The 23,212-nt window shown below is 60.2% G+C and carries 24 protein-coding genes and 2 tRNA genes; 21 read left to right on the top strand and 5 right to left on the bottom strand.

Features of this window, described 5'->3' with window-relative positions:
• The first annotated feature begins 41 nt into the window (after positions 1-41).
• On the top strand, positions 42-1,397 hold the full coding sequence (locus PZ897_RS11460; RefSeq protein ID WP_275752419.1) for an MATE family efflux transporter: 1,356 nt from the start codon (positions 42-44) through the stop codon (positions 1,395-1,397).
• 2 nt (positions 1,398-1,399) lie between these two features.
• Here PZ897_RS11460 and PZ897_RS11465 read toward each other — a convergent pair whose 3' ends face one another.
• Together PZ897_RS11465 and PZ897_RS11470 are read right to left on the bottom strand one after the other, a co-directional pair.
• Entirely contained in the window at positions 1,400-2,482 is a 1,083-nt protein-coding gene (locus tag PZ897_RS11465; RefSeq protein WP_275752420.1) for a quinone-dependent dihydroorotate dehydrogenase, read from the bottom strand.
• Complete coding sequence (locus PZ897_RS11470; protein WP_275752421.1) at positions 2,479-2,826, bottom strand: DUF952 domain-containing protein; 348 nt, start codon at positions 2,824-2,826, stop codon at positions 2,479-2,481. Before PZ897_RS11470 ends, PZ897_RS11465 begins: the two co-directional genes overlap by 4 nt.
• A 124-nt stretch (positions 2,827-2,950) precedes the next feature.
• Between PZ897_RS11470 and PZ897_RS11475 the strand changes: the two genes are divergently transcribed.
• Together PZ897_RS11475 and PZ897_RS11480 are read left to right on the top strand one after the other, a co-directional pair.
• Positions 2,951-3,394: a hypothetical protein gene (locus PZ897_RS11475; protein WP_275752422.1), complete on the top strand. Its 444-nt coding sequence runs from the start codon at positions 2,951-2,953 to the stop codon at positions 3,392-3,394.
• 147 nt (positions 3,395-3,541) lie between these two features.
• Positions 3,542-4,198, top strand: a complete 657-nt coding sequence (locus PZ897_RS11480) for a response regulator transcription factor (RefSeq protein ID WP_275752423.1) — start codon at positions 3,542-3,544, stop codon at positions 4,196-4,198.
• Between the two features lie 6 nt (positions 4,199-4,204).
• Here the strand turns inward: PZ897_RS11480 and PZ897_RS11485 are convergent, their stop codons facing one another.
• Positions 4,205-7,705, bottom strand: coding sequence for a hybrid sensor histidine kinase/response regulator (locus PZ897_RS11485; protein WP_275752425.1), 3,501 nt, complete (start codon positions 7,703-7,705; stop codon positions 4,205-4,207).
• A gap of 220 nt (positions 7,706-7,925) precedes the next feature.
• On the opposite strand from PZ897_RS11485, the gene mscL reads away from it, so the two are divergent.
• The 4 genes from mscL (at position 7,926) to PZ897_RS11505 (ending at position 12,232) form a co-directional block, all read left to right on the top strand.
• Positions 7,926-8,339 (top strand): large conductance mechanosensitive channel protein MscL, encoded by a 414-nt coding sequence (mscL, locus tag PZ897_RS11490; protein WP_275752426.1) that lies wholly within the window; start codon positions 7,926-7,928, stop codon positions 8,337-8,339.
• Positions 8,340-8,523: 184 nt separating this feature from the next.
• Positions 8,524-9,690 (top strand): pyridoxal phosphate-dependent aminotransferase, encoded by a 1,167-nt coding sequence (locus PZ897_RS11495; RefSeq protein WP_275752427.1) that lies wholly within the window; start codon positions 8,524-8,526, stop codon positions 9,688-9,690.
• Positions 9,691-9,794: 104 nt separating this feature from the next.
• Positions 9,795-10,796, top strand: coding sequence for a UDP-glucose 4-epimerase GalE (galE, locus tag PZ897_RS11500; protein WP_275752428.1), 1,002 nt, complete (start codon positions 9,795-9,797; stop codon positions 10,794-10,796).
• Between the two features lie 311 nt (positions 10,797-11,107).
• The gene (locus PZ897_RS11505) at positions 11,108-12,232 is read left to right on the top strand and encodes an aminotransferase class V-fold PLP-dependent enzyme (RefSeq protein ID WP_275752429.1); all 1,125 of its coding nucleotides are present in this window, start codon (positions 11,108-11,110) and stop codon (positions 12,230-12,232) included.
• Between the two features lie 236 nt (positions 12,233-12,468).
• Here the strand turns inward: PZ897_RS11505 and PZ897_RS11510 are convergent, their stop codons facing one another.
• Complete coding sequence (locus PZ897_RS11510; RefSeq protein ID WP_275752430.1) at positions 12,469-13,419, bottom strand: hypothetical protein; 951 nt, start codon at positions 13,417-13,419, stop codon at positions 12,469-12,471.
• 433 nt (positions 13,420-13,852) lie between these two features.
• Here PZ897_RS11510 and phoU point away from each other — a divergent pair, with 433 nt between their 5' ends.
• Positions 13,853-14,551, top strand: coding sequence for a phosphate signaling complex protein PhoU (gene phoU / locus PZ897_RS11515; RefSeq protein ID WP_275752431.1), 699 nt, complete (start codon positions 13,853-13,855; stop codon positions 14,549-14,551).
• A 12-nt stretch (positions 14,552-14,563) separates the two neighbouring features.
• Positions 14,564-15,250 (top strand): phosphate regulon transcriptional regulator PhoB, encoded by a 687-nt coding sequence (gene phoB / locus PZ897_RS11520; RefSeq protein ID WP_275752432.1) that lies wholly within the window; start codon positions 14,564-14,566, stop codon positions 15,248-15,250.
• Between the two features lie 413 nt (positions 15,251-15,663).
• On the opposite strand, the gene PZ897_RS11525 is transcribed toward phoB, so the two are convergent.
• Positions 15,664-15,738, bottom strand: a tRNA-Thr gene (locus PZ897_RS11525).
• Positions 15,739-16,113: 375 nt separating this feature from the next.
• Here PZ897_RS11525 and PZ897_RS11530 point away from each other — a divergent pair.
• From PZ897_RS11530 to PZ897_RS11585, 12 genes are all read left to right on the top strand, one after another.
• The gene (locus PZ897_RS11530) at positions 16,114-16,338 is read left to right on the top strand and encodes a hypothetical protein (RefSeq protein WP_275752433.1); all 225 of its coding nucleotides are present in this window, start codon (positions 16,114-16,116) and stop codon (positions 16,336-16,338) included.
• 115 nt (positions 16,339-16,453) lie between these two features.
• Positions 16,454-17,743 (top strand): UDP-N-acetylglucosamine 1-carboxyvinyltransferase, encoded by a 1,290-nt coding sequence (gene murA / locus PZ897_RS11535; RefSeq protein WP_275752434.1) that lies wholly within the window; start codon positions 16,454-16,456, stop codon positions 17,741-17,743.
• 119 nt (positions 17,744-17,862) lie between these two features.
• Positions 17,863-18,300 carry a DUF2948 family protein gene (locus PZ897_RS11540; protein WP_275752435.1) on the top strand — a complete coding sequence of 146 codons (438 nt, stop codon included), beginning with the start codon at positions 17,863-17,865 and terminating at the stop codon, positions 18,298-18,300.
• A 35-nt stretch (positions 18,301-18,335) separates the two neighbouring features.
• Complete coding sequence (gene hisD, locus PZ897_RS11545; protein WP_275752436.1) at positions 18,336-19,631, top strand: histidinol dehydrogenase; 1,296 nt, start codon at positions 18,336-18,338, stop codon at positions 19,629-19,631.
• A gap of 17 nt (positions 19,632-19,648) precedes the next feature.
• On the top strand, positions 19,649-20,125 hold the full coding sequence (locus PZ897_RS11550) for a UPF0262 family protein (RefSeq protein ID WP_275752437.1): 477 nt from the start codon (positions 19,649-19,651) through the stop codon (positions 20,123-20,125).
• Between the two features lie 8 nt (positions 20,126-20,133).
• Complete coding sequence (locus tag PZ897_RS11555; protein ID WP_275752438.1) at positions 20,134-20,601, top strand: low molecular weight phosphatase family protein; 468 nt, start codon at positions 20,134-20,136, stop codon at positions 20,599-20,601.
• Between the two features lie 101 nt (positions 20,602-20,702).
• A complete protein-coding gene (gene infA / locus PZ897_RS11560) occupies positions 20,703-20,921 on the top strand; it encodes a translation initiation factor IF-1 (RefSeq protein WP_047031294.1) in 219 nt (72 codons plus the stop codon).
• Between the two features lie 22 nt (positions 20,922-20,943).
• Positions 20,944-21,564 carry a Maf-like protein gene (locus tag PZ897_RS11565; protein ID WP_275752439.1) on the top strand — a complete coding sequence of 207 codons (621 nt, stop codon included), beginning with the start codon at positions 20,944-20,946 and terminating at the stop codon, positions 21,562-21,564.
• A complete protein-coding gene (gene yacG, locus PZ897_RS11570; RefSeq protein ID WP_275752493.1) occupies positions 21,536-21,769 on the top strand; it encodes a DNA gyrase inhibitor YacG in 234 nt (77 codons plus the stop codon). The genes PZ897_RS11565 and yacG overlap by 29 nt, the downstream gene beginning before the upstream one ends.
• A 150-nt stretch (positions 21,770-21,919) precedes the next feature.
• Positions 21,920-21,995 (top strand) — tRNA-Phe (locus tag PZ897_RS11575).
• Between the two features lie 379 nt (positions 21,996-22,374).
• Complete coding sequence (locus PZ897_RS11580) at positions 22,375-22,668, top strand: hypothetical protein (protein ID WP_275752440.1); 294 nt, start codon at positions 22,375-22,377, stop codon at positions 22,666-22,668.
• A 2-nt stretch (positions 22,669-22,670) separates the two neighbouring features.
• Entirely contained in the window at positions 22,671-23,210 is a 540-nt protein-coding gene (locus PZ897_RS11585; RefSeq protein ID WP_275752441.1) for a cupin domain-containing protein, read from the top strand.
• Positions 23,211-23,212 lie beyond the last annotated feature (2 nt).

The following is a 23,212-nucleotide window of genomic DNA, read 5'->3' on the forward strand; positions in this document are numbered from 1 at the left end:
ATCTGACTTTCGTCAGAATCGCGTTTTTAACGGACATCTCCATGCAGCACCCACAAGCGCGGACCGAACCGCCGCAGCCAATTGCCCTGCTGGTCACCAACCGTATGGTGCTCGCCATCGCAGTGCCCATGACGCTGGCGTTTCTGACAACCCCGCTTCTGGGCCTGGTCGACACAGCGGTTGTCGGGCGTTTGGGTGACGCCGCGTTGCTCGGCGGGCTGGCGATTGCGGCAATCCTGTTCGATCTGGTCTTTACAAGCTTCAATTTCCTGCGTTCGGCGACCACCGGCCTGGTTGCCCAAGCCATGGGACGCGAAGACCCGTGCGAGGAGCAGGCCGTGTTCTGGCGGTCGCTGATGATCGCCGTGGTCGCCGGCGTCGCAATCATCGCCGCGACACCATTCTTGCTGTCAGCCGGCCTGGCCTTCATGGGCGCCAAAGGCGATGTCGCCGCAGCCGCCTCGACCTACCTGCTGATCCGTGCGCTCTCGGCGCCGGCAGCGCTCGCCAACTATACCATCCTTGGCTATGTGCTCGGCCGCGGCATGGGGGGAACCGGGCTGTTCCTGCAAACCGTCATCAACGGCACCAACATCGTCTTGTCGATCTGGCTTGGCCTGGGTCTTGGATACGGCCTTCAGGGGGTGGCACTGGCCACGGTAATCGCTGAAATCACCGGCTGTGTGACGGGCTTCTGGATTATTCATCGCCGGTTTGAGAAGCCCCATCGCCCGACGTGGAAACAGGTCATTGACCGCACGTCGATCAAGCGGCTGATGGCGCTCAACGGCGATATCATGATCCGCTCCTTCGCGCTGATTGCTGCCTTTGCCTGGTTCACCCGGCTGGGAACCGGCTTTGGCGACACGACATTGGCGGCCAACGCCATCCTGATGAATTTTTTCATGGTGGCTGGCTACTATCTCGATGGGTTTGCCACCGCCGCCGAACAGATATCGGGACGTGCGATCGGTGCGCGCAACCGCCAGGCTTTCACCAGGGCCGTCAAACTGACGCTGCTCTGGGGCTTCGGATTGGCCGGTTTCACAACCGTGTTTTTCCTGGTTTTCGGGTCCACGGTTGTGGCCTGGATGACAACGCTGGAAACCGTGCGCGTGGAAGCCGGCAGCTATCTGTTCTGGGCGGCGCTGACGGCGCTGTCCGGCGTGCTCGCGTTCGAAATGGACGGTGTCTATATCGGCGCCACCTGGTCACGCGACATGCGCAACATGATGCTTGTTTCGCTCGCCCTGTTTATCGGCCTGTCCGTCGCTCTCACCGGCCTGTGGGGCAATCTCGGGCTGTGGATATCCTTGAACATCTTTCTGGCAGCCCGCGGCTTCACGCTGCTGGCGCTCTTGCCGCGCCGCACCCATCAGGCCTTTGGCGCGGCGTGATCCTATTCGGGAATTGCCAATGCCGCGTAATCGGCCGTGCGGGAATCACGCAGATCCGACAGGTGAGCCAGGTTTTCGCGGTCGCAGATGCGTGAGAGACCGCGCAAAATGCGCCCCGGCAGCAATGGTCCGCCATAGATGAACCCGGTGTAAAGCTGGACCAGATCCGCCCCGGCGCGGATTTTCTCCGCCGCTGTGTCGGCGCTGTCGATGCCGCCGACACCGATCAGGGGCATATCGGGACCAAGCTTCTGCCGCATCTTGGCAAGCACGATTGTCGAGCGCGCGAACACCGGACGGCCCGACAAGCCGCCGGCCTCGCCTGCTTTCGGGTCTGCTGCCAATCCCGCACGTGACAATGTCGTGTTGGAGACGATGACGCCGTCGAGGTTTTGCGCCAGACATTCTGCGGCAATGTCATCGAGATCGGGCTCGGTCAGATCCGGTGCAATCTTCAGGAACACCGGAATCCGCCTTGTCTTTGCGTCGCGCTCGGCCAGAACCCGTGTCAGCAACCCGGCCAGAGCTTCGCGGGTCTGCAGGTTGCGCAATCCCGGCGTGTTCGGCGAGGACACATTGACCGTGAAATAATCCGCCACATCGGCAAAACAGGAAATACCGGCGGCATAGTCACCGACGCGATCGGCGGCATCCTTGTTGGCGCCGATATTGATCCCGAGAAGGCCTGTTTTCCGGCGCTGTGAAATCCGGGCATGGGCGTCGGCGTGCCCCTGATTGTTGAAGCCAAGCCGGTTGATCACCGCATGATCCCTGACCAGACGGAAAATCCGCGGTTTCGGATTGCCCGATTGCGGTTTCGGCGTCAGCGTGCCGACCTCGACAAAACCGAACCCCAGCCGCGCCAGTTCTGAGGCAACCTCGGCGTTCTTGTCATAGCCCGCCGCCATGCCCAGCGGATTGGGAAACGCAAGTCCGGCGACGGTGACCGCAAGCCGCGGGTCCCGGTCAGGCTGGCAAGCCGGCACGAGCCCGCTCTTGAGTGCAGTCAGGGAAAGCCCGTGCGCGGTTTCGGGGTCCAGCTTGAACAGCGCCCGCCGGGCAAGGTCATCCATCAGGCGGCTCATGGTTCCATGTCCGGAAATACATGGGCGCCGTCCGCTCCCAGTGGCAGCGGCTTGACCCATTTCACTGCCGACAGCGGCATCTCGGCGAACAGATGCGGGAACAGCGCACCGCCGCGCGAGGGTTCAAAAACCAGCTTCTCCCCCAGCGCGCCGGCATCGACGGCCACCAGCAGCAGGTTGTCCTGACCGCTGAAATGGCGCTTTGCGGTTTCGATTGCCTGGTCGCGGGTTGAAAAATGAATGAACCCGTCCGCAAGATCCACCGGCGCACCGGTAAACCGGCCTTCGGTTTCGGCAGTGCGCCAGAGAGCTTCCGGTGTGATTTTATAGATCGTCGCATGCATGGCAATGTGTCCCGCTTCTGTGCTGTCTGGCCTGAAACACCCTCGTGAAGGCCGCCTTCAGGAGGGTATTCTCGATTCTGACGCTATTGCATGCCATCACATACCCAATCAGGAGAGGAACGTCATGACCCGTTTTGCAATCTTGTCGGCTTTCGCCCTTTCATCGCTGATCCCGGTTGCGGCTCTGGCCCAGGAGTCCGCGACACATCGCTTTATCATGGAAAAGTCGGAAACCGGATTTGTCCGCATGGATGTCCAGACCGGCGAAATGTCGATCTGCACTGAGCAGTCCGGTCAACTGGTCTGTAAAATATCAGCCGACGAGCGCCGCGCCTTTGAAGACAGCCTCTCGCAGCTCTCGGGCCGGGTGGCCGATCTCGAGGCGCGACTTGACGCGCTCGATCACGCGGACGGCAGCCCTGGTGCAACTGACGAGGCCGAGCTGGATCGCGCATTGGGAACAATGGAGAAAATGATGCGCCGTTTCTTCGGAATGGTCGATGAACTCCGCAAGGATTATGAAGACGGCCCGGATGTGCCGCCCGAACCCGTGCCGGATCGGACCTGACGGCGTGGGACGGTGAGCAAGCCCGCTGGTCGGCAGATCATCGCTGTGCCACTCTTGCGTCAACGCTTGGCGCGCCGTTAAGGTGATTTTCGAGTACGGCGTCGCGCCAGACCCATTTTGACTGCGCGATCGGGAGGGGGAGCACGTATGACGCAATTGACTTTCATCATTGCGGACGATCATCCATTGTTTCGGGGTGCCATGCGGCAGGCCCTTGAGGGGATCGGTGAAGCCATCGATATTCTCGAGGCCGGAGATCTCGAGAGCGCCCGCAAGACCGCAGTTGATCATCCCGAAGCAGACCTCATCCTTCTCGATCTGACCATGCCTGGCGTTTCGGGTCTTTCCGGCCTGATCGCCTTCAGGGCCGAATTTTCCAGCCTGCCGGTGGTGGTGGTCTCGGCCAGCGACGATGTGTCCACCATGCGCCGCGCGCTGGAACTGGGCGCATCCGGCTTCATCTCGAAATCAGCCAGCATTGATGAGATCCGCCAGGGTGTGCGTACGGTGCTGGATGGCGGCATCTGGTCTCCGCCTGACGTCGATCTGGGGTCGGAGCACGATCAGGAAATTGCCGGCCTGATTGCCCGGATCCAGACACTGACCCCGCAGCAGGGGCGGGTGCTGGGCATGCTGGCCGAAGGGCTGCTCAACAAGCAGATCGCCTATGAGCTCAATGTTTCCGAAGCCACGATCAAGGCGCATGTCTCTGCGGTGTTGCAAAAACTTGGTGTCGACAGCCGCACCCAGGCGGTGATCCAGCTTTCCAAGATCGGTGCGGAAGTGCTGATCCAGAGTGACTGAAACATTCTATTCGGCAGCAGTGCGCTTTGAAACGGTCGCCTGATTGAGAAATGCGCGCAGGGCCGCAGGCTTGATCGGCTTGTTCTGAACGCCAATCCGGTGGGCTTCTGCCATACCGCGAATCTCGGGCGTGCGGTCTGCAGTCACCAGCAGGGCCGGGATATCCATTTTCCACAATTGGCGAAGCTCGATAATGGTGTCGATGCCGGTGCCGTCATCGAGATGGAAGTCTGCGAAGATGACATCCGGCGCATCTTCTGTTTCGGCAAGACTGAGGCTTTCGCCGAGGGAACCGGTCGCCAGGACCGTGCAGCCCCATCCGCTCAGAAGCAGCGCCATGCCCTCAAGTATTTTGGGTTCATTGTCGATGCACAAGACCCGCAGCCCCTTCAGGTTGGAGTTCGCCGCATCTGGTCCTGCACGTTGTGGTTGCGCCTGGATCCGTTCGGTATTGGTTTCGACAGGCAATTCTACCCGGAACTCGGTGCCTTTGCCCGAACGCGAGGCGATATCTACCGAATGCTTGAGAACCCGGGCTATGCGGTCGACAATCGACAAGCCAAGCCCCAGCCCCGAGGCGGTGCGCGCGCCTTCCTCAAGTCTGGCGAATTCACGGAAAACTGTGCGGAACTTGCTGGAGGGAATTCCGATCCCGGTGTCGATGACCTGGATCAGCACCTTGTCGCCGCGCCGCCGCACGCCGACCAGAACCCTGCCTTCGCGTGTATACTTGATCGCGTTGGAGACCAGATTCTGGATCAGCCGGCGCAACAGGTTGGGGTCGGAGCGCACATAGACACTTGTGGGCATCACCGTGAATCTGAGGTTCTTCTCGCGCGCCACCGGAGCGAAGTCGGTGACCACCCGCTGCAACAGCTCATTGAGGGGAAAGCTGGTCACTTGCGGCTTCATTGCCCCGGTATCGAGCCGGGAGATATCCAGCACCGCGCCAAGGATGGCTTCGACCGATTCCAGAGACGAATCGATGTTCTGGACAAGCTTCTGATCGGGAGAGTTGCCGAGCCGCTCGACCAGGGTTGAGGAATACAGCCGGGCGGCGTTGAGCGGTTGCAGGATGTCGTGCCCGGCTGCGGCAAGGAACCGGGTCTTGCCGATGTTTGCGTCTTCCGCCGTCAACTGCGCCTTTTCAAGCTCGTGGTTCACGCGGGTCAGTTCGGCGGTCCGCTTGCTCACCCTTTGCTCAAGCGTTTCATTGGCCTGTTTGAGAGCCACATCGGCTGCCACACGCTCTGTAATGTCGGCATAGGTTGTCACGATGCCACTGTCAGGCATCGGATTGGAACGGATCTCAATGATCCGTCTCTCGAGGCCGATGGTCAGCGAGAACGCCTGATCCATGGTCAGAAAACGGTCCAGCGTGGTCTGCTCCTCGCCGGCTTCGAGATCACCGCGATCAACCAGGATCGATATGATGTTCTCAAGCGAGAATCCGACCTGTCCCACCAGTTCGGGCAGTTCCAGCAGCGAGCGGAACCGCTTGTTCCAGACGGTCAGCCGGTTGAAGCTGTCAAACACGGTGATGCCCTGGTTCATCTGCCCAAGTGCAGTCTGCAGGAGATCGCGATTGTACTGCAGCGCTTCGGAGGCTTCATCCAGCAGCCGCGCCGTGTCGCCGGGAATGTCATCGGCGCGTTCGAACAACAGCGACAGCACCAGCCGGGCGGAGGCCGACCCGATGGCGCTGCCCAGCAGTTGTTCGGCGAACCGCAGCAGCCCCATATCGGCGGGGTCCTGATCGTTGATCCAGCGGCCGATGGCGCGCTCATGCGAATGAAAGGAACGCTCCGTGCGCTCTTGTCCCAGATAACGGCTGATGGTCTGTTTCAGATCGCCGACGGTCACTTTGGTTTTCCAGCTGCGTCCTGACGTCGTCAGCCGCTGGCTTTCCGGTATGAACATCGCAGCCTGGATCCGCTCGATCGATTTGGGGCGCCGCGACAAGGAGCCGAGCACATAAAACAGACAATTGACACTCAGGCTGAGAACCACCGCATTGAACAAGGGATCCGCGCCCGGTCCGTCGAAACTGTTGCTGCCTGGACTGATGAAATCCAGAAATTCTGCGGCGAGATGACTGTTGTCCGGACCGCCCAGGCTTGGCAGCATCAGGATATAGGCCCAGATGGCTATGCCGCTGGACAGGCCGGCGATTGCTCCCCGGGCATTGGCCTGGCGCCAGAACAAGCCGCCGAAAAAAGCCGGTGCGAGCTGGGCGATGGCGGCAAAGGACAAGAGGCCGATGGAGGCCAGTCCGGCATTGATGTCGGCGGCGCGATAATAGGCAAACCCCAAAAGCAGGATTCCGACAATCGCCGTGCGCCGGATGATCAGGATCCGGCCGGAAAAATCGCCGCCCTGACCGCGCCGGTCGCGCTGCCGCAACACCACCGGAACGATAATGTCATTCGACACCATGATGGCAATGGCGACAGAGGCCACGATCACCATCGCCGTGGCCGCCGAAAATCCACCAATAAACGTGACCAGGGTGAGGTAGGGCATGTCATTGGCCATCGGCAGGGCAAGAACAAACAGGTCGCTCGCGCCACCCGAGCCGAATTGCAGCACGCCCGCAATCGCAACCGGCAGCACGAAGATATTGATGGCGATGAGGTAAAACGGCAGCAGCCAGCCTGCCAGCTTGAGTTCGCCAGGTGTCCGGTTTTCCACCACCGCGACATGAAACTGGCGTGGCAGCAGGATGATTGCGAAGGCTGACAGCACGATCAGCATGATCCAGCGCATCAGCGGCGTTTCGTGAGACAGCGCCACCATCACTTCAGCATTGGCGGTGGCGGCGCGGAGCAGATCCCAGGGGCCGTCGAACATGACAAACACAACCGACAGCCCGATGAGTGTGAAAGCCAGCAGTTTGACCAGGGATTCCATCGCAATCGCCAGGATAAGCCCGTCCTGATGCTCCGTTGCGTCGGTGTGACGGGTGCCGAAAATGGCGGCGAAGGCAGCGAGCACCAGGGTGACGAAAAACGAGATGTCGGACAGGAAGAATGTCCCGGTTACCCGGTTCAATTGCTCGACATCGATCATGACTGCGACCGAGGAGGACACCGCCTTGAGCTGCAGGGCGATGTAGGGAATGGTGCCGATCACGGCAATCAGCGCCACCAGCGCTGCCACCGCCGGGTTTTTGCCATAACGCGCTGCCATGAAATCCGCGATCGACGTCAGTTTTTCGGCCTTGGCCAGCGTCACAATGCGTCGCAGGATCGGCATTCCCAGAGTGAACATCAGGATTGGGCCGATATAGATCGCGGTAAATTCGAGCCCGCGCGAGGCAGCCAATCCGACGCTGCCGAAATAGGTCCAGGACGTGCAGTAGATCGCGAGGCTGAGAGAATAGATGATCGGGCGGCCCGCTGTCCGTCGTTGCCTTTGCCGCGCCGACCGGTCGCCATAAGTGGCGATGGCAAACAGCATCAGCAGATAGAAAAGCGCTGATCCGAACACCAGCCAGCTAGGCATCATGATCTGTCTCTCTCCCCCGATCCAGCTCAGCATAGCCTTTAAGGCAAGCCAGACAAGACAGCCTTTGGTTGAGCATAGCCATGACTAGTTTTCCTGTGTTGAGCGCCGGGCCGGTGGTTATTTACTGTCACAACTGTGTTAGCTTTCAAAACCGATGTGGCGAGGCATACAGGCCAGTCGGGATTTCAAGAGGGACACTTGCGTCAAATGGAGAACTACCATGTTGAATGAGTTCAAGGCGTTCATCGCCAAGGGCAACGTTATGGACCTTGCGGTCGGTGTTATCATCGGTGGCGCGTTCGGACTTATTGTATCGTCGCTGGTCGATGACGTCATCATGCCGATCGTCGGCGCGATTTTTGGCGGCATCGATTTTTCCAATTTCTTTATTCCGCTTGCCAGCGGCGTGACCGCGACAACGCTGGAAGCCGCCAGGGAGCAGGGCGCCGTACTTGCTTACGGTAATTTCATCACTGTTCTGATCAACTTCCTGATCCTTGCCTGGATCATTTTTCTGATGGTCAGGGCGGTCAATTCATTGCGCAAGGGAGAAGAGGTCGCGCCGGCAAAGCCTGCCGCGCCGCCGGCTGACATCGCCTTGCTCAGCGAAATCCGGGACCTGTTGAAAAAGTAGGCCCCTGAAGCAAGCCGAGTGTGACGGGCACCGGCGGGCCTACAAGTCTTGCGAAGCCTCGGCCACCGGTCGGGGCTTTTTCGCTTGCGGTTTTGCGCCCATCAGAAACTTCAATGGATCGATGAACTCACGGATGATGCGAACCCGCGCATGAACGGCTATGAGAGGCAAACGGAGTTTTGCTATGAGTCAGTTCGACAGCCTTAGCCGCCGCGCCCTTCAATCCCCCGAAAGCGGCATCGTGGCCGTGGTCAATCACGGCCGTCTCAAGCCGGGACTGATTCCGCTCTGGGCGGGTGAGAGCGACGAAAAAACCCCGGATTTCATCAGCCGCCCCGCCGCCGACGCACTTCTGGCGGGCGAAACATTCTACACCTGGCAACGCGGACTTCCCGAGCTCCGCCAGGCGCTGGCCGATTACCATGCCCGCCTGTTCGGGCGCGAGCTGCCGCTTGATGCCTTCTGTGTCACCGGATCGGGCATGCAGGCCATCAAGATTGCCATCGAGGCTGTGACCAATCCGGGCGACGAGGTGCTCCAGCTCACGCCGGCCTGGCCCAATTTCTCGGCCGCGCTGGGCATGTCCGGCGGTGGATCTGTGGCGGTTCCGCTGGATCATGTCGACGGCGGCTGGAGTCTCGATCCGGACCGCCTGGCAGCGGCGATAACACCGAAAACCCGGGCCATCTTCTTCAATTCGCCCTCCAATCCGACCGGCTGGACCGCGACGCGGGAAGATTTGGTCGCCGTCCTTGATCTGGCGCGCAAGCATGGTCTCTGGATCATCGCCGACGAAATCTACACCCGGTTCTTCTATGCTGGCGGACGGGCGCCGTCGTTTCTTGACATCATGGATGATGCGGACCGGATCATTTTCGTCAACACGTTCTCCAAGAACTGGTCGATGACCGGATGGCGCATCGGTTGGATCGTCGCGCCGCCATCGCTTATTCAGGTGCTTGAAAACAGCGTCCAGTACCAGACCTCCGGTGTGGCGCAATTCATGCAAAAGGGTGCGCTCGCGGCACTTGAGCATGGCGAGGATTTCGTTCACTCCCAGATCGCCAAAGCGGCTGCGGCCCGGGATCTGTTCTGCGATGCGCTGACGGGCACCAACCGTGTGGTGACGCGCAAACCCGATGGCGCATTCTATGCATTTTTCCGGATCGATGGTATCTCCGATACCAGGGCCGCGGCAATCGACATTGTCGACCGGGCCAACGTCGGACTGGCGCCGGGGACGGCATTTGATGCAGGTGGCGCCACATTCCTGCGCGCCTGTTTCCTGCGCCGCCATGATCATGTCGAGGAGGCGGCTGGCCGGTTGGCAGCTTATATTTCCTCTCTGTAAACCCGGTCCGTGCTACGCTCCACTATGGAGACAGGCGCCATTTATGGTTTCTTGAAACTTGAGGGTCATCCTGTGGTGGGCAGCAGGCAACATCGAGGGTTGGCATGACGGTTCTGGTGACCGGCGGAGCCGGATATATTGGTAGCCACATGGTCTGGGCGCTCATCGACGCGGGTGAGAATGTCGTTGTCGTCGACCGGCTGTCGACGGGGTTTGACTGGGCTGTGGCGCCTGAGGCGAAGTTCATCCAGGCTGATGTTTCCGATACAGGCGCCATCGCCACCATCATCCGGACACACGATGTTACGGCGATCATCCACTTTGCCGGCTCGATCTCCGTGCCCGAATCAATTGCTGATCCACTCGGCTACTACCAAAACAACACTGCGAATTCCCTGGCCCTGCTCCGCACCGCGATCGAAACCGGGGTGGGTCAGTTCGTCTTTTCCTCGACTGCCGCTGTCTATGGCAGTCCGGAGGGTGACGACCCCGTCTCCGAAACCACCCCGACGGTGCCGCAGTCGCCCTATGGCTCATCCAAGCTGATGACCGAGACGATGCTCGCCGATACAGCCGCAGCACATGATTTCCGCTATGTCGCGCTGCGTTACTTCAATGTCTCTGGCGCCGATCCCCAGGGCCGCACCGGCCAATCCACTCGTGGTGCGGTCAACTTGATCAAGGTGGCGACGGAAGCCGCCATGGGCAAACGCGATGGTATTGAGGTCTTCGGCACCGATTATCCCACCCGTGACGGCACCTGCATTCGTGATTTCATCCACGTCACCGATCTGGTTGCGGCCCATCGCGATGCGCTGTCCTATCTGAGGGCGGGCGGCGACAGTCTGATTGCCAATTGCGGCTACGGCTGTGGTTATACGGTTCGCGAGGTGCTCGATTCGGTCAGGCGCATTTCCGGGCGTGATTTCGCCATCCGCCTTGGCCCCCGCCGGCAGGGCGATATCGTCACGTCGATCGCTGATTCAACCCGCGCCCGGAGCATTCTCGGCTGGAAGCCCAGTCACCAGGATATTGATGAAATCGTGGGGACCGCCCTGGCCTGGGAGGCCGCGTTGCAGCGAAGCAACCACGCCATATTCCCGTAGGCTGCCACCGGACGGGGGCTTCGGTTGTGACCGGACGCTGCGCTGTGGTGATCGGGACAAAGCGTCCTGCACTGCGCCGGCGTCAGGCGCCACGCTGTTGCGGCACCGTGTTGCGCCACCATGTTGCGACTGCATGAAATTTGATTGTCGGCATTGTCAGTCGAACCAACCCCGTCCGCAGCGCGTCAAATTGGCTTGGCAGGGCTTATTCAGTCGAGGCACCTTCAATGTTGCAAAAAACAAGCCTATAGCGTTGGTTAAGCCTGCATATGGACTGGCCTATTGGAAGAGGAGTTGAGGGAATGAATATCATGGCATCACCAGTGGATCCCGACGGTCTCATGGAGTTCTCGGTGGTCTTCACTGACCGCTCTCTCAATCACATGTCAAAGACATTTCAGACCGTCATGAATGACCTCAACACCATATTGCGCGAGGTCTATCAGGCCGATGCCGCCATTGTTGTGCCCGGTGGCGGAACGTTCGGCATGGAAGCGGTGGCGCGCCAGTTTGCCACCGGCCAGAATGTGATGGTCATCCGCAATGGCTGGTTTTCCTATCGCTGGACCCAGATCTTCGAAATGGGTGACATTCCGTCGGCAACAACCGTGATCAAGGCGACCCAGACCGGCAATGAAAGCACCTCGGCTTTCGCGCCGCTGCCGGTTGACGTGATTGCCGCCAAGATCCGCGAAGAGCGTCCAAATGTTGTGTTCGCACCGCATGTGGAAACCTCTTCCGGCGTCATTCTGCCGGATGAATATCTCAAGGCCATCGCCGAGGCCGCCCACGATGTCGGGGCCCTGTTCGTGCTCGACAGCATTGCCTCGGGAAGCATCTGGGTCGACATGAAAGCAACCGGTGTCGATGTGCTGATCTCCGCCCCGCAAAAGGGCTGGAGCGCCTCGCCATCTGCAGGGCTGGTCATGCTCGGCGCCCGTGCGCTTGCACGGCTGGATGAGACACGGAGTTCGAGCTTTGCGGTGGATTTGCGCAAATGGCACGACATCATGCAGGCCTATGTCGGTGGCGGTCATGCCTATCATTCGACGATGCCGACTGACGCCCTTCTGGTGCTTCGCGACCGGATGTTTGAAACCCGTGATTTTGGCTTTGACCTAGCCCGCGAACGGCAGTGGGAGCTTGGCCGCAAGGTCCGCGCGGTGCTGGCCGCGAGCGGCTTCAAATCTGTCGCGGCGCCAGGCTTTGAGGCACCGGGCGTTGTGGTCAGTTACACCAGGGACCCTGATTTTCAGAACGGCAGGAAATTCATGGCCGAAGGCATGCAGATTGCCGCCGGCGTGCCGCTGATGTGTGACGAACCCGCGGACTTCCGCACCTTCCGAATTGGCCTCTTCGGCCTCGACAAGCTTGCTGATGTCGATGCTACGGTGGCCAAACTGGAAACCGTCCTCGACAAGCTCGCTGAAGCGTGACGGCAAGCCGGCAGCAACCCGTTTGCCTGTCTCAGTTTCCGGTGCAGGTGCGGACAGGAGCCCGTCCGTGATGGCATTCCGCTACGGGCAAGCAGCTTCATCTGCGCGGTCTCCCGTATCCGCTGCGGGTAAGCAATATCGAGGCCTGGGTTGGCGGGGGCTGTTGCTTTGGCCACCTATTGGCTATTTGCTGACACGCAAACCAACCAGAGCAGACACCCATGCCCGACCATGACCTAGACGAGCCCCTTGCGGTTCGAGATCTGATTGCAGCACTTCCCTTGCCAACGCTGCTCATCGGGCGCACGGAAAAGGTCGAACTCGTCAACAGTGCGGCCGAAATGCTGCTGGGCACAAACCTTGCGGGACGGCATTTCACCACCACTCTGCGCCACCCCAAGCTGGTTGATGCGGTCGAGCACTGTTTGCTCGATCAGGAGCCGAGGCGTGTATCGTACCAGATTGTGGAAAACGGCAGCGACGCCTTCTATGATGTGCATCTGCAGACGATTGCCAATTCCGGTTTGCTGTTGCTCAGCTTTCAGAATGCCACAGAGATCGCCCAGGCTGAGCAGATGCGCCGCGACTTTGTCGCCAATGTCAGCCATGAATTGCGCACTCCGCTCACGTCTGTCATGGGGTTCATTGAAACCTTGCGCAACTCTGCCCGAGACGACACCAGGGCGCGAGACCGGTTTCTCGGCATTATGGCGGGTGAAGCCGAGCGCATGAACCGTCTGGTGGGGGAGTTGTTGACCTTGAGCCGGGTCGAGGCAGATCAACACGTGCGCCCGACGACACACCTTGACTTGCGGGATGTCCTGCGAACAGCGCAGCGCAATCTTGAGCCGTTGGCGCGGGAGAATGGCGTCGTTTTTCGCTATGATCCGGAGCCGCTGCCGCTGCGCATCATGGGGGATGCCGATCAGTTGTTGCAGGTCTTCACCAACCTGGTGGAGAATGCCATCAAATATGGCGGTGCGGATCGCCCGGTCGAGATCAGGGTGTTGTATTGCCTGCATGATCCGGTTTTGCGTGGTCCAGCGATCGAAATCGCGATATGCGACCAGGGGCCGGGCATTGACCCCATTCACCTGCCCCGCCTGACCGAACGGTTCTATCGCGCCGACAGCCACCGCAGCCGTGAACTGGGCGGCACTGGCTTGGGCTTGGCGATTGTAAAACATATCCTCAATCGTCACCGGGGCCGGCTAAAGATTACAAGCCAACCGGGACAGGGCTCACAGTTCACAGTCGTTTTGCCGGCCGGCAAATAGCACACGACATTCTGCCCAGATGCAGCCAACTGCTCAACTGTCATATAACTGTAACACACCTGTCACAAAACCGAGACGAGCGGCGCCGATAAGCGCGTCACGATCACCAGGGGGAGCGGGCTTTGATCAGGATTCGACAGGAGCCGTCATGTCATTCTTAAACCAGATGGCACCCACACGCCCCTGTGCGGCCATCATTGCCGGAGCCTTTGGTGAAAACTACGATTTTCCGGCGCCAATGGGTGAATCAGGCGGGGCGTCCGTGGCTCAAGCGGTTCTGATGCTCACCGCCCCGCTCGATCCCGGAACGGAAAGCTATATAACAGGCAGGATTGGATGATCTATGAAAGACAAGCACACATCATCGGCTTTTGATGCCGATCTTGAGGAGGTTCAGGCGCAGATCATGAAAATGGGCGGCCTGGTCGAAAATGCCATTCATCTCGGTATGAAGTCGCTCGAGACCCGCGATGAACACCTGGCGCAACAGGTGCGCGCGGCCGATGCCGCAATCGATGCGCTCGAAGAGACAATTAATGAGAATGCCGCCCGTATCATCGCATTGCGCGCACCAACGGCCATCGATCTGCGTCTGATCCTGAGCGTGATCAAGATCAGCGCCAACCTTGAGCGGATCGGCGACTATGCCAAGAACATGGCGAAGCGGACCGAGGTTTTGTCACAGGTTGCGCCAGTCAGCGAGAGCACCGGAACGCTTCGTCGCATGACACGTGCCGTCGAGGTGATGCTCAAGGACGCGCTGGATGCCTATATTCACCGCGACGCGGCATTGGCGGCCGATGTGATAGCGCGCGATGTTGATGTGGATCAGATGTACAATGCGCTGTTTCGCGAATTGCTGACCTTTATGATGGAAGATCCGCGCAACATCACGGCCTGTCTGCATCTGCACTTTATCTCCAAGAACACGGAACGCATGGGGGACCACGTGACCTCGATTGCCGAACAGGTCATCTATCTGGCGACCGGAAAGCGACCGGACGAGGCGCGCCCCAAGGCAGACACCACATCCATAAGCTGAGGGGCCTAAGTGATGACATCAATGCAAGCGCAAGTGTTGCTCGTCGAAGACGAACCGGCCCAGCGTGAGGTCTTGATCTACAACCTGGAAGCAGAAGGCTTCGCGGTGCGCTGTGCGGGAAATGGGGAGGAGGCGATGCTGATGGTTGCCGAAGCCCCGCCCGATTTGGTGATTCTGGATTGGATGATGCCGCTAATGAGCGGCATTGAAGTCTGCCGCCAGCTGAAAACCCATGAAGACACAAGGCACATTCCGGTTATCATGCTCTCAGCGCGCTCGGAGGAAGTTGATACCGTGCGCGGCCTGGAAACCGGTGCGGATGACTATGTGGTCAAGCCTTACTCGGTCAATGAGCTGATGGCACGTGTGCGCACGCAATTGCGGCGCAATCGTTCGGGGGCCGTTGGAGCCCTGTCATTCGAGGATATTACCGTCGACACCGAGAGCCATCGCGTCAGCCGTGGAAAACACGATTTGAAACTGGGGCCGACCGAGTTTCGACTGCTGGCCAGACTGATGGAACGACCGGGCCGTGTCTTCAGCCGCGACCAGCTTCTCGACCTCGTGTGGGGGCGTGACGTTTACCTCGATTCGCGCACCGTCGATGTTCATGTCGGGCGGCTGCGCAAGGCACTGACCCGGTTTGGCGGCACCAATCCGATCCGGACCGTACGCGGTGTCGGATATTCGCTCGGTTAGATATTGGCGCGGCAGGGCATGTGTTTTTCAATGCGTTCAATGCGTTCAATGCGTTCAATGCACTGGTGTCAAAAAGGCGGCGGCTGAAGAAGGCCGGTTTTGCGCGATGATCGCTCGCGTTCCGGCCGCAATCCAGAAAAAAGCCGAAATGGCCACAATGCGAAAGCTGGGCGCACCGACCAGCGCCTTGCGGCGAAGGGCAGGTCTGTCCGCATGTCGATGCTTGGCGAAACAATTCTGCACAAGGCACGACGGGTCGCCATGACGGGCCGACCATGCACGCTGAAAACACACTGTACAGGTTTTGCACGTTTCCGGGCGATTTCGGGTACAGTTTCGCGTTATGTTCCGCACAGTAGCGCGGCCACACGTAAACCTACATTTCTGTAATTGATTGATTTTACTAGTCTTAATGGTGCTGCCGGAGAGATTCGAACTCTCGGCCTCTCCCTTACCAAGGGAGTGCTCTACCCCTGAGCTACGGCAGCCCCGCGCCTCAAGTCCCGACGGACGGTCATGTTTCCGTCCCCCGTGTCCGTGTTACGCTCCCGGCACGACCGGAAGGCTGTAAACGACTGAAGCGGCCCGCTATTGCCACAGCTTTGGCATCAGCGCAAGCCCAAACGGGCTATTGGCGCAGCTAGTTTCAAAAAGCCCGGGAAAGCTCTGTCTGCACCTGCGAAATTGTGCGCTCCGCCGCCTCACTCTGACGCTCCAGGCCGCAGATACGGTTCAATGCCCTTCCGTCTGCCGCCGAGCCAGCCCCGGTTTGCGCTCGGTTACGGCGAAACGCCGGCGCACAACGCTGCTCAGGCCTGCCAGATCTTCACCTGCGCCGCAAATTGCGCTATCGATCCGGCATCATGACCGAGAAAACGCCCCCCGACTCGCCAGCGGCTGATCGCAAAAGCGAGGCCGAGATCCAGGCCGAACGGCGCAGCAAGCGGCTTGCCGAACAATTGCGGACCAATTTGCAGCGCCGCAAGGCGCAGGTTCGTGCCCGCCGCGAAGGCCGCGCGGACGAGGCGGAAGGCTTGCCCTCCGCCGGTGGTCCAGGCGCAGCCGACGATTCCGGCGATACCGATTGACCCCGAAGCCCGGCCTTGTATTGCCGCATTCCAGCTGATGGTCTAAACAGCGCCGCAGAGATGTTTCAGGACTCGGCTGCCAGACTCGGCGCAGTTTGAAAATCAAGAGGACAGTATGGATCGCATCAGGATCGTGGGCGGCAATCCGCTCAATGGCGTCATTCCCATTTCCGGCGCAAAGAATGCGGCGCTGCCGTTGATGATCGCCTCGCTGCTCACCGATGACACGTTGACGCTGGAAAATCTGCCGCATCTGGCTGATGTCGAGCAGTTGCAGCGAATTCTCGGCAATCATGGCGTCGATATCGCCGTGGTCGGCCGTCGTGAACGTCAGGACGGCGCCTATGCCCGCACGGTGCACTTCACCGCCCGCACCATTGTCGATACCACCGCTCCCTATGAGCTGGTTTCCAAGATGCGCGCCAGTTTCTGGGTCATCGGCCCGCTCCTGGCCCGGATGGGAGAGGCCAGGGTCTCGTTGCCCGGCGGCTGCGCGATCGGAACCAGGCCAGTGGATTTGTTCATTGACGGTCTTCGCCATCTTGGCGCCGAGATCGATATCGACAACGGCTACGTTGATGCCCGCGCCCCCAAGGGCCTGATCGGCGGACGCTATGTGTTCCCGAAAGTCTCCGTCGGCGCCACCCATGTCATGCTGATGGCGGCCACGCTTGCCAGGGGCCAGACGGTGATCGAGAATGCCGCACGCGAACCCGAAGTGGTCGATCTTGCCAATTGCCTGATTGCCATGGGCGCAAAGATTTCCGGCGCCGGCACCTCCATCATCACCATCGATGGCGTAGCCGCGCTCTCCGGCGCGCGCCATCGTGTGTTGCCCGACCGCATCGAGACCGGCACCTATGCCATGGCGGTCGCGATGACCGGCGGCGACGTGCTCTTGCAGAACACCTCCGAAAAACTTCTCGAGAACGCCTTGCTGGCGCTTCGCCGCAGCGGCACCGAGATCACAGCGGAAGCCGGCGGCATTCGTGTTCGCCGCAATGGCGGCGACATATTGCCGGTCGACGTCACCACTGACCCGTTCCCCGGCTTCCCCACCGACCTGCAGGCGCAGTTCATGGCGCTGATGAGCCGGGCCAATGGCATCTCGCACATCACCGAGACGATTTTCGAGAACCGCTTCATGCATGTCCAGGAGCTGGCCCGTCTTGGCGCGCAGGTATCCTTGTCCGGTCAGACCGCGACGGTGACCGGTGTACCGGTTCTGCGCGGAGCGCCGGTGATGGCGACCGATCTGCGGGCATCGGTGTCGCTGGTCATTGCCGGACTGGCGGCCGAGGGCGAGACCGTCGTCAACCGGGTCTATCACCTTGATCGCGGCTTCGAGCGGCTGGAAGAAAAGCTGACCAATTGCGGCGCCGTCGTTGAGCGCATCAGCGGCTGATCCGGTGCCGCCGATCGACCCATCGCCAGCTACGAATTATTGCAACTTGTCCCTGGTGCACCTACCTTGCACTGCAGCAGCACGCGCTGTGCGGTAAACACAGAAATTCCGAGGATCCCATGGGCAGCCTGAAATTGATCGCACTTGACGAAACCGACCTGGCTGTCGTTTCCGCCTGCCTGCAGGACGCCGTCTTCAAGACCGGCGACACGGCGTTTGAGGGAAAAGACAGCATTTTCACGCTTGAGACCAACCGGTTTGTCTGGGAAGACGGCAAGAACGACAAGACCTTCGAGCGCCGTCGCGCCCTGCTGGCGCTCAAGCAGGTCTCGGGTGTAAAATCCCGTGGCATAAATCTCAAGGCAACTGATGCGGTGCATTCGCTGCTTGCAGTGCGGTTTCTGCCCGGCGAGGAAGCGCCTGCGGGTGTGATCGAACTGGTCTTGTCCGGTGGCGCCGTGATTCGGCTTGAAGTCGACTGCATTGAAGTGCAATTGGCCGATATCGGCGGTGGATGGGAAACGAAATTCAAGCCGCGTCATCCTCTGGGCGACTGATCACGAGAACACGGCATGTGTATGGGGGCAGGGCATTGGTATTGAGGCTTGACTATGGGCAACCGGATTTTGAAAGCCGGTTCGCGGCTTTCCTGACCACCAAGCGTGAGGTCTCCGAGGATGTCGAGGCCGATGTGCGCGCCATCATCAAGGAAATCCGCGCCCGCGGTGATGCGGCCCTGCACGACTTCTCCCTGCGCTTTGACCAGATCGACACCCGTAAGCTGGGTCTCGCGGTCGATCCTGAGGAAATCGAAGCGGCCTATCAGGCAGCAGATCCCGAGATTGTTGCAGCCCTCGAATTTGCCCATGACCGCATCTTCAGCCACCATAGCCGGCAGATGCCCAGCGATGATCACTATGTTGACGCGCTGGGGGTGGAACTCGGGTCGCGCTGGACCGCCATCGAAGCGGTCGGACTCTATGTGCCGGGCGGCACGGCCAGTTATCCAAGTTCGGTGTTGATGAACGCGGTGCCGGCCAAGGTGGCCGGCGTCGAGCGCATCGTCATGGTGGTGCCGGCGCGCGACGGTGTGCTCAATCCGGTGGTGCTGGCCGCGGCCCGGATTGCCGGCGTTACCGAAATCTACCGCATCGGCGGCGCTCAGGCGATTGCAGCCCTGGCCTATGGCACGGAATCGATCAGGCCTGTGGCCAAGATCATGGGTCCCGGCAATGCCTGGGTTGCAGCCGCCAAGCGCCAGGTCTTCGGCACCGTCGGCATCGACATGATCGCCGGTCCGTCGGAAGTGCTGGTGATGGCCGACGCCGATAACAATCCCGACTGGATTGCCGCTGATCTGCTGGCCCAGGCCGAGCATGATGCGGGCGCGCAATCGATTCTGATGACCTGCGACGAGGCCTTTGGCGAGGCGGTGATCGAGGCGGTCGAGCGCCAGCTAGCCACCCTTGGCCGCAGCGAGACGGCGCACAGGAGCTGGACCGATTTCGGCGCGGTGATTCGCGTGCCTGACTGGGAGACGGCGATCCCGCTGGCCGACCGGATTGCAGCCGAGCACCTGGAGATTGCCACCGATGACGCCGAGGCGCTGGCGGCCCGGATCCGCAACGCCGGCGCGATCTTTATCGGGCGGCATACGCCCGAAGTGATTGGCGATTATGTCGGAGGATCCAACCATGTGTTGCCGACAGCCCGCTCCGCACGGTTCTCCTCTGGCCTGTCGGTGCTTGATTATGTCAAGCGCACCTCTTTGCTCAGGCTTGGACCGGAACAGTTGCAGTCGCTCGGGCCTGCTGCCATAACATTGGCAGAGGCTGAGGGATTGGACGGCCACGCCCGTTCGGTGTCGATCAGAATGAACCGCCGGTAAGGGAGCCACATAGGGGAATGACAGCGGCGGACACCCAACGGCTCTCGGATGTGGTTCTGGACGAAACCATCGGCCGTGCTACCCCCGATGTGGAGCACGAACGCGCCGTCGCGATTTTCGATCTGATCGAGGAAAACAGCTTCGCCCCGGCCGGCCACGATGCCGGTCCCTACAAGCTCAACCTGTCGCTGGTCGATTCCAGACTGGTGTTTTCCATCGTCAGCCAGACCGATGAGCCTGTCGCTATCCATATCCTGTCGCTGACGCCGTTTCGCCGGATCGTCAAAGACTACTTCATGATTTGCGAAAGCTATTACGAGGCCATTCGCTCATCGACCCCCAGCCAGATCGAAGCGATCGACATGGGCCGGCGCGGCATTCACAATGAGGGCTCACAGACGCTTATGGATCGGCTGGACGGCAAGATCAGCATGGATTTTGACACCGCCCGGCGTTTGTTTACACTCGTCTGTGTGCTGCACTGGCGCGGATAGAGACTGCCATGGCAGAGAGCAGCACGGATCCCGCCAAAACGCCCGGTGCGGTGCTGTTTGTCTGTGGCATGAACTCCATCAGGTCGCCGATGGCCGAAAGCATCGCCCGCACCATGCTGCCGGCAGGCACCTATATCGCGTCCGCCGGTGTGCGGCGCGGCGAGCGTGATCCCTTCGTCGATGTGGTGCTGGGTGAAATCGGGCTGGACCTGGGGGGGCGGCAACCGCAAACCCTGGACGAACTCGAAGACGACTATTTTGACGTCATCGTCACTCTGGCGCCCGAGGCTCACCACCAGGCTTTGGAACTGACGCGCAGCAATGCCGTTGACGTGATCTACTGGCCGACCCCGGATCCGACAGTGGCGACGGGAACGCGTGAGCACATCCTTGATGCGTATCGCGATGTGCGCGATATGCTGAAATTGCGCATCAGCTCCGGCAAGGGCTGGTCGCGGACTCCTGCGGGCATGTGAATCAATTTGGTTCACAAAGCGCTCGTCTTTGTGTAGGTTCCGGCCAAAAATAAGGCCCGCGCATTATGCGCCGCCTTTTGCAATAGAAAGACAGACACTGAATGGCGAAAGAAGAAATTCTAGAATTCCCGGGCGTGGTCACCGAACTGCTGCCGAACGCAACCTTCCGGGTCAAGCTCGAAAACGAGCACGAAATCATCGCCCACACCGCTGGTCGCATGCGCAAGAACCGCATCCGCGTGCTGGCTGGCGACAAGGTGCTGGTCGAGATGACGCCTTACGATCTGACGAAAGGCCGCATCACCTATCGCTTCAAATAGGCGTTAGGTGTAAGGCCTGACCATGGCACGACCGCAAAAACTGATCCTCGCGTCCGGATCCCCGCGCCGGGTTGAATTGCTTGGCCAGGCCGGCATCGTCCCCGACCGGCTGATGCCGATGGATCTCGATGAAAACCCGCAGCGTTCCGAACACCCGCGTTCTCTGGCCCGGCGGCTGTCGCGCGAGAAGGCCGCGGCGGCGTTGAGCCAAACCCGGCTGGACCCGGCCTGGAAAGGTGCGCATATCCTGGCAGCCGACACTGTCGTTGCCGTCGGTCGGCGCATTCTGCCCAAGGCGGAACTGATCGATGAGGCGTCGAACGCGCTCTACCTGCTCTCGGGCCGCAATCACCGTGTTTTCACCGGCATCTGCCTGGTGACGCCTGATCACACCATCCGCCAGAAAATTGTCGAGACCCGGGTGCGCTTCAAGCGGCTCTCCAGGGTCGAGATCGAAAGCTATCTGGCCTCGGGCCAGTGGCGCGGCAAGGCCGGCGGTTACGCCATCCAGGGCCTGGCGGGGAGTTTCGTGGTCAAGCTGGTTGGCTCCTACACCAATGTGGTCGGATTGCCGCTCTATGAGACCGTTGGTCTGCTGACGGGTGAGGGCTATGATGTCCATTTCAAATGGCTTGAAGGTTGAAGCGATGCCGGACTCGAAGGTGACACCATTGCGCAAGGCGCAGCCCTGTCCTGAATGCGGTCGTCCGTCGACCCGTGACAACTATCCGTTCTGCTCCGAGCGGTGCCGCGCGGTGGATCTCAATCGCTGGCTGGTGGGCGGCTATGCCATTCCGGTCACCGAAGGCGAGGACAATCAGGACGAGGATTACGACGACCGCGGCTAGGCCGGGCCGCGATTTCTTCACCGATTGCAAGAAACAGCAAAAGGGTGCTGGACAGTGCCTTCCAAGATGGTATAACGCGCTCGCTTTCGGTGTTGGAAAACTCCCTTGCCGGCAAGCCGCTGATCCCGCCTTCTGGCACTCGGATCGGATGCCCGGATAGCTCAGTTGGTAGAGCAGCGGATTGAAAATCCGCGTGTCGGTGGTTCAAATCCGCCTCCGGGCACCACTTCATTTTCCTAAGATACCCGAAAGATCAGGTCGTTAGCGGCCTTGATGCGAGCCCTGCACGGCATGACCCCAGGATCGGGTGCCACACCTTCCTGCCCGTCGCTATGACACCCGCGTGACTGGCTGTGGTTTCTGTCGACGGCACAGAGCGGCGCCGGGGGAGGCTCGGTCGGCACGCTTGGTTATCGCCTTCAACCACCCCGCCTGGAAGGGCGTGATGAAGGCCTCGGGCCGGATGTTGGATGCGCGCGGTTCCGGCGGCGGGGGGCAGGGCAGGCGCGGGCTCGGCGACAACGTGTTTGCCGGTTTGGTCGATCCGGCAGGGTTTGTGGTCGAGCGCACGACCGAAGTGCCGCAGGGCCTTTGTCCTGCCTTACATGTTCTTTTACGGCCCGGCGTTGATGCTGCAGGGAACCCCACTTCAAATCGGCATGGCCGTCATCAGCGGGCTCGCTGGCGTGTTTTGCGTGGCGGCAGGCGTGGTTGGTTATTTCAGAGTATCACTTGCCTTATGGCAGCGGGCTGTCATCTTCTGCTCCGGTATTGCGCTGATGGATCAGGGAGTTGAGTCCAATCTTTTGGGTGCGGCAGGAATTGCCATCGTCTGGGTCGCCGGTTCGATCGCACTCAAGCATGCGGGAGCGAAAATCGATGCTGTACAGGAGAAATGACGTTGGCATTTGAAGCGAGGAAATTCAGGCGCGTGGTCACCGGCCACGATGCAAGCGGTGTCGCGAAAGTTATCCGCGATGATACGGCCGCATGTGTCTTGCAGCGCCCGACCCGGCCCGGCGTGACGCTGACCAATTTCTGGCAACATAGCCAATCGCCCGCGCCGATGGAAACTCACGCCGATCCCGTCGAGGGTCCGCTGGTTCTGCATCCGCCAAAGAACGGTGCGGTGTTCCGGGTGGTTCAATTTCATCCCGAAGACCCGGATGTCATCGCCAACATTGACGGCAGGAAAGCGTTCGCAGAGATGGGAGCCGGCGCAAACGTGGTCGAAAATGCCCGTCATCCCTACATGCACCGCACGGATTCTCTGGATTATTCGATCGTGGTGCAAGGCGAGATCTGGATGCTGATGGATGAGGAAGATTTACTCGTAAGGCAGGGTGATGTGATTATCCAGCAGGGCACAAACCATGCCTGGGCCAATCGCGGCACCGAACCCTGCATCATCATGTTCGTGCTTAACGATGCGGTGAAATAACT

It is taken from the genome of Hoeflea sp. YIM 152468 (assembly GCF_029210485.1).
Taxonomy (GTDB): domain Bacteria; phylum Pseudomonadota; class Alphaproteobacteria; order Rhizobiales; family Rhizobiaceae; genus Hoeflea.

Bases quoted from the DNA above. Each gene is read 5' to 3' on its own strand.
- PZ897_RS11470 (WP_275752421.1), bottom strand. From the start codon at position 2,826: ATGCATGCGACGATCTATAAAATCACACCGGAAGCTCTCTGGCGCACT.
- PZ897_RS11565 (WP_275752439.1), top strand. From the start codon at position 20,944: ATGGCACGACCGCAAAAACTGATCCTCGCGTCCGGATCCCCGCGCCGG.
- PZ897_RS11495 (WP_275752427.1), top strand. From the start codon at position 8,524: ATGAGTCAGTTCGACAGCCTTAGCCGCCGCGCCCTTCAATCCCCCGAA.
- murA (WP_275752434.1), top strand. From the start codon at position 16,454: ATGGATCGCATCAGGATCGTGGGCGGCAATCCGCTCAATGGCGTCATT.
- PZ897_RS11465 (WP_275752420.1), bottom strand. From the start codon at position 2,482: ATGAGCCGCCTGATGGATGACCTTGCCCGGCGGGCGCTGTTCAAGCTG.
- PZ897_RS11485 (WP_275752425.1), bottom strand. From the start codon at position 7,705: ATGATGCCTAGCTGGCTGGTGTTCGGATCAGCGCTTTTCTATCTGCTG.
- PZ897_RS11480 (WP_275752423.1), top strand. From the start codon at position 3,542: ATGACGCAATTGACTTTCATCATTGCGGACGATCATCCATTGTTTCGG.
- PZ897_RS11505 (WP_275752429.1), top strand. From the start codon at position 11,108: ATGGCATCACCAGTGGATCCCGACGGTCTCATGGAGTTCTCGGTGGTC.
- galE (WP_275752428.1), top strand. From the start codon at position 9,795: ATGACGGTTCTGGTGACCGGCGGAGCCGGATATATTGGTAGCCACATG.
- phoB (WP_275752432.1), top strand. From the start codon at position 14,564: ATGACATCAATGCAAGCGCAAGTGTTGCTCGTCGAAGACGAACCGGCC.
- mscL (WP_275752426.1), top strand. From the start codon at position 7,926: ATGTTGAATGAGTTCAAGGCGTTCATCGCCAAGGGCAACGTTATGGAC.
- yacG (WP_275752493.1), top strand. From the start codon at position 21,536: ATGTCCATTTCAAATGGCTTGAAGGTTGAAGCGATGCCGGACTCGAAG.
- PZ897_RS11510 (WP_275752430.1), bottom strand. From the start codon at position 13,419: ATGTTTTACAATCGCCAAGCCCAAGCCAGTGCCGCCCAGTTCACGGCT.
- PZ897_RS11460 (WP_275752419.1), top strand. From the start codon at position 42: ATGCAGCACCCACAAGCGCGGACCGAACCGCCGCAGCCAATTGCCCTG.
- PZ897_RS11580 (WP_275752440.1), top strand. From the start codon at position 22,375: ATGTTCTTTTACGGCCCGGCGTTGATGCTGCAGGGAACCCCACTTCAA.
- PZ897_RS11555 (WP_275752438.1), top strand. From the start codon at position 20,134: ATGGCAGAGAGCAGCACGGATCCCGCCAAAACGCCCGGTGCGGTGCTG.
- infA (WP_047031294.1), top strand. From the start codon at position 20,703: ATGGCGAAAGAAGAAATTCTAGAATTCCCGGGCGTGGTCACCGAACTG.
- PZ897_RS11475 (WP_275752422.1), top strand. From the start codon at position 2,951: ATGACCCGTTTTGCAATCTTGTCGGCTTTCGCCCTTTCATCGCTGATC.
- PZ897_RS11530 (WP_275752433.1), top strand. From the start codon at position 16,114: ATGACCGAGAAAACGCCCCCCGACTCGCCAGCGGCTGATCGCAAAAGC.
- PZ897_RS11540 (WP_275752435.1), top strand. From the start codon at position 17,863: ATGGGCAGCCTGAAATTGATCGCACTTGACGAAACCGACCTGGCTGTC.
- PZ897_RS11550 (WP_275752437.1), top strand. From the start codon at position 19,649: ATGACAGCGGCGGACACCCAACGGCTCTCGGATGTGGTTCTGGACGAA.
- phoU (WP_275752431.1), top strand. From the start codon at position 13,853: ATGAAAGACAAGCACACATCATCGGCTTTTGATGCCGATCTTGAGGAG.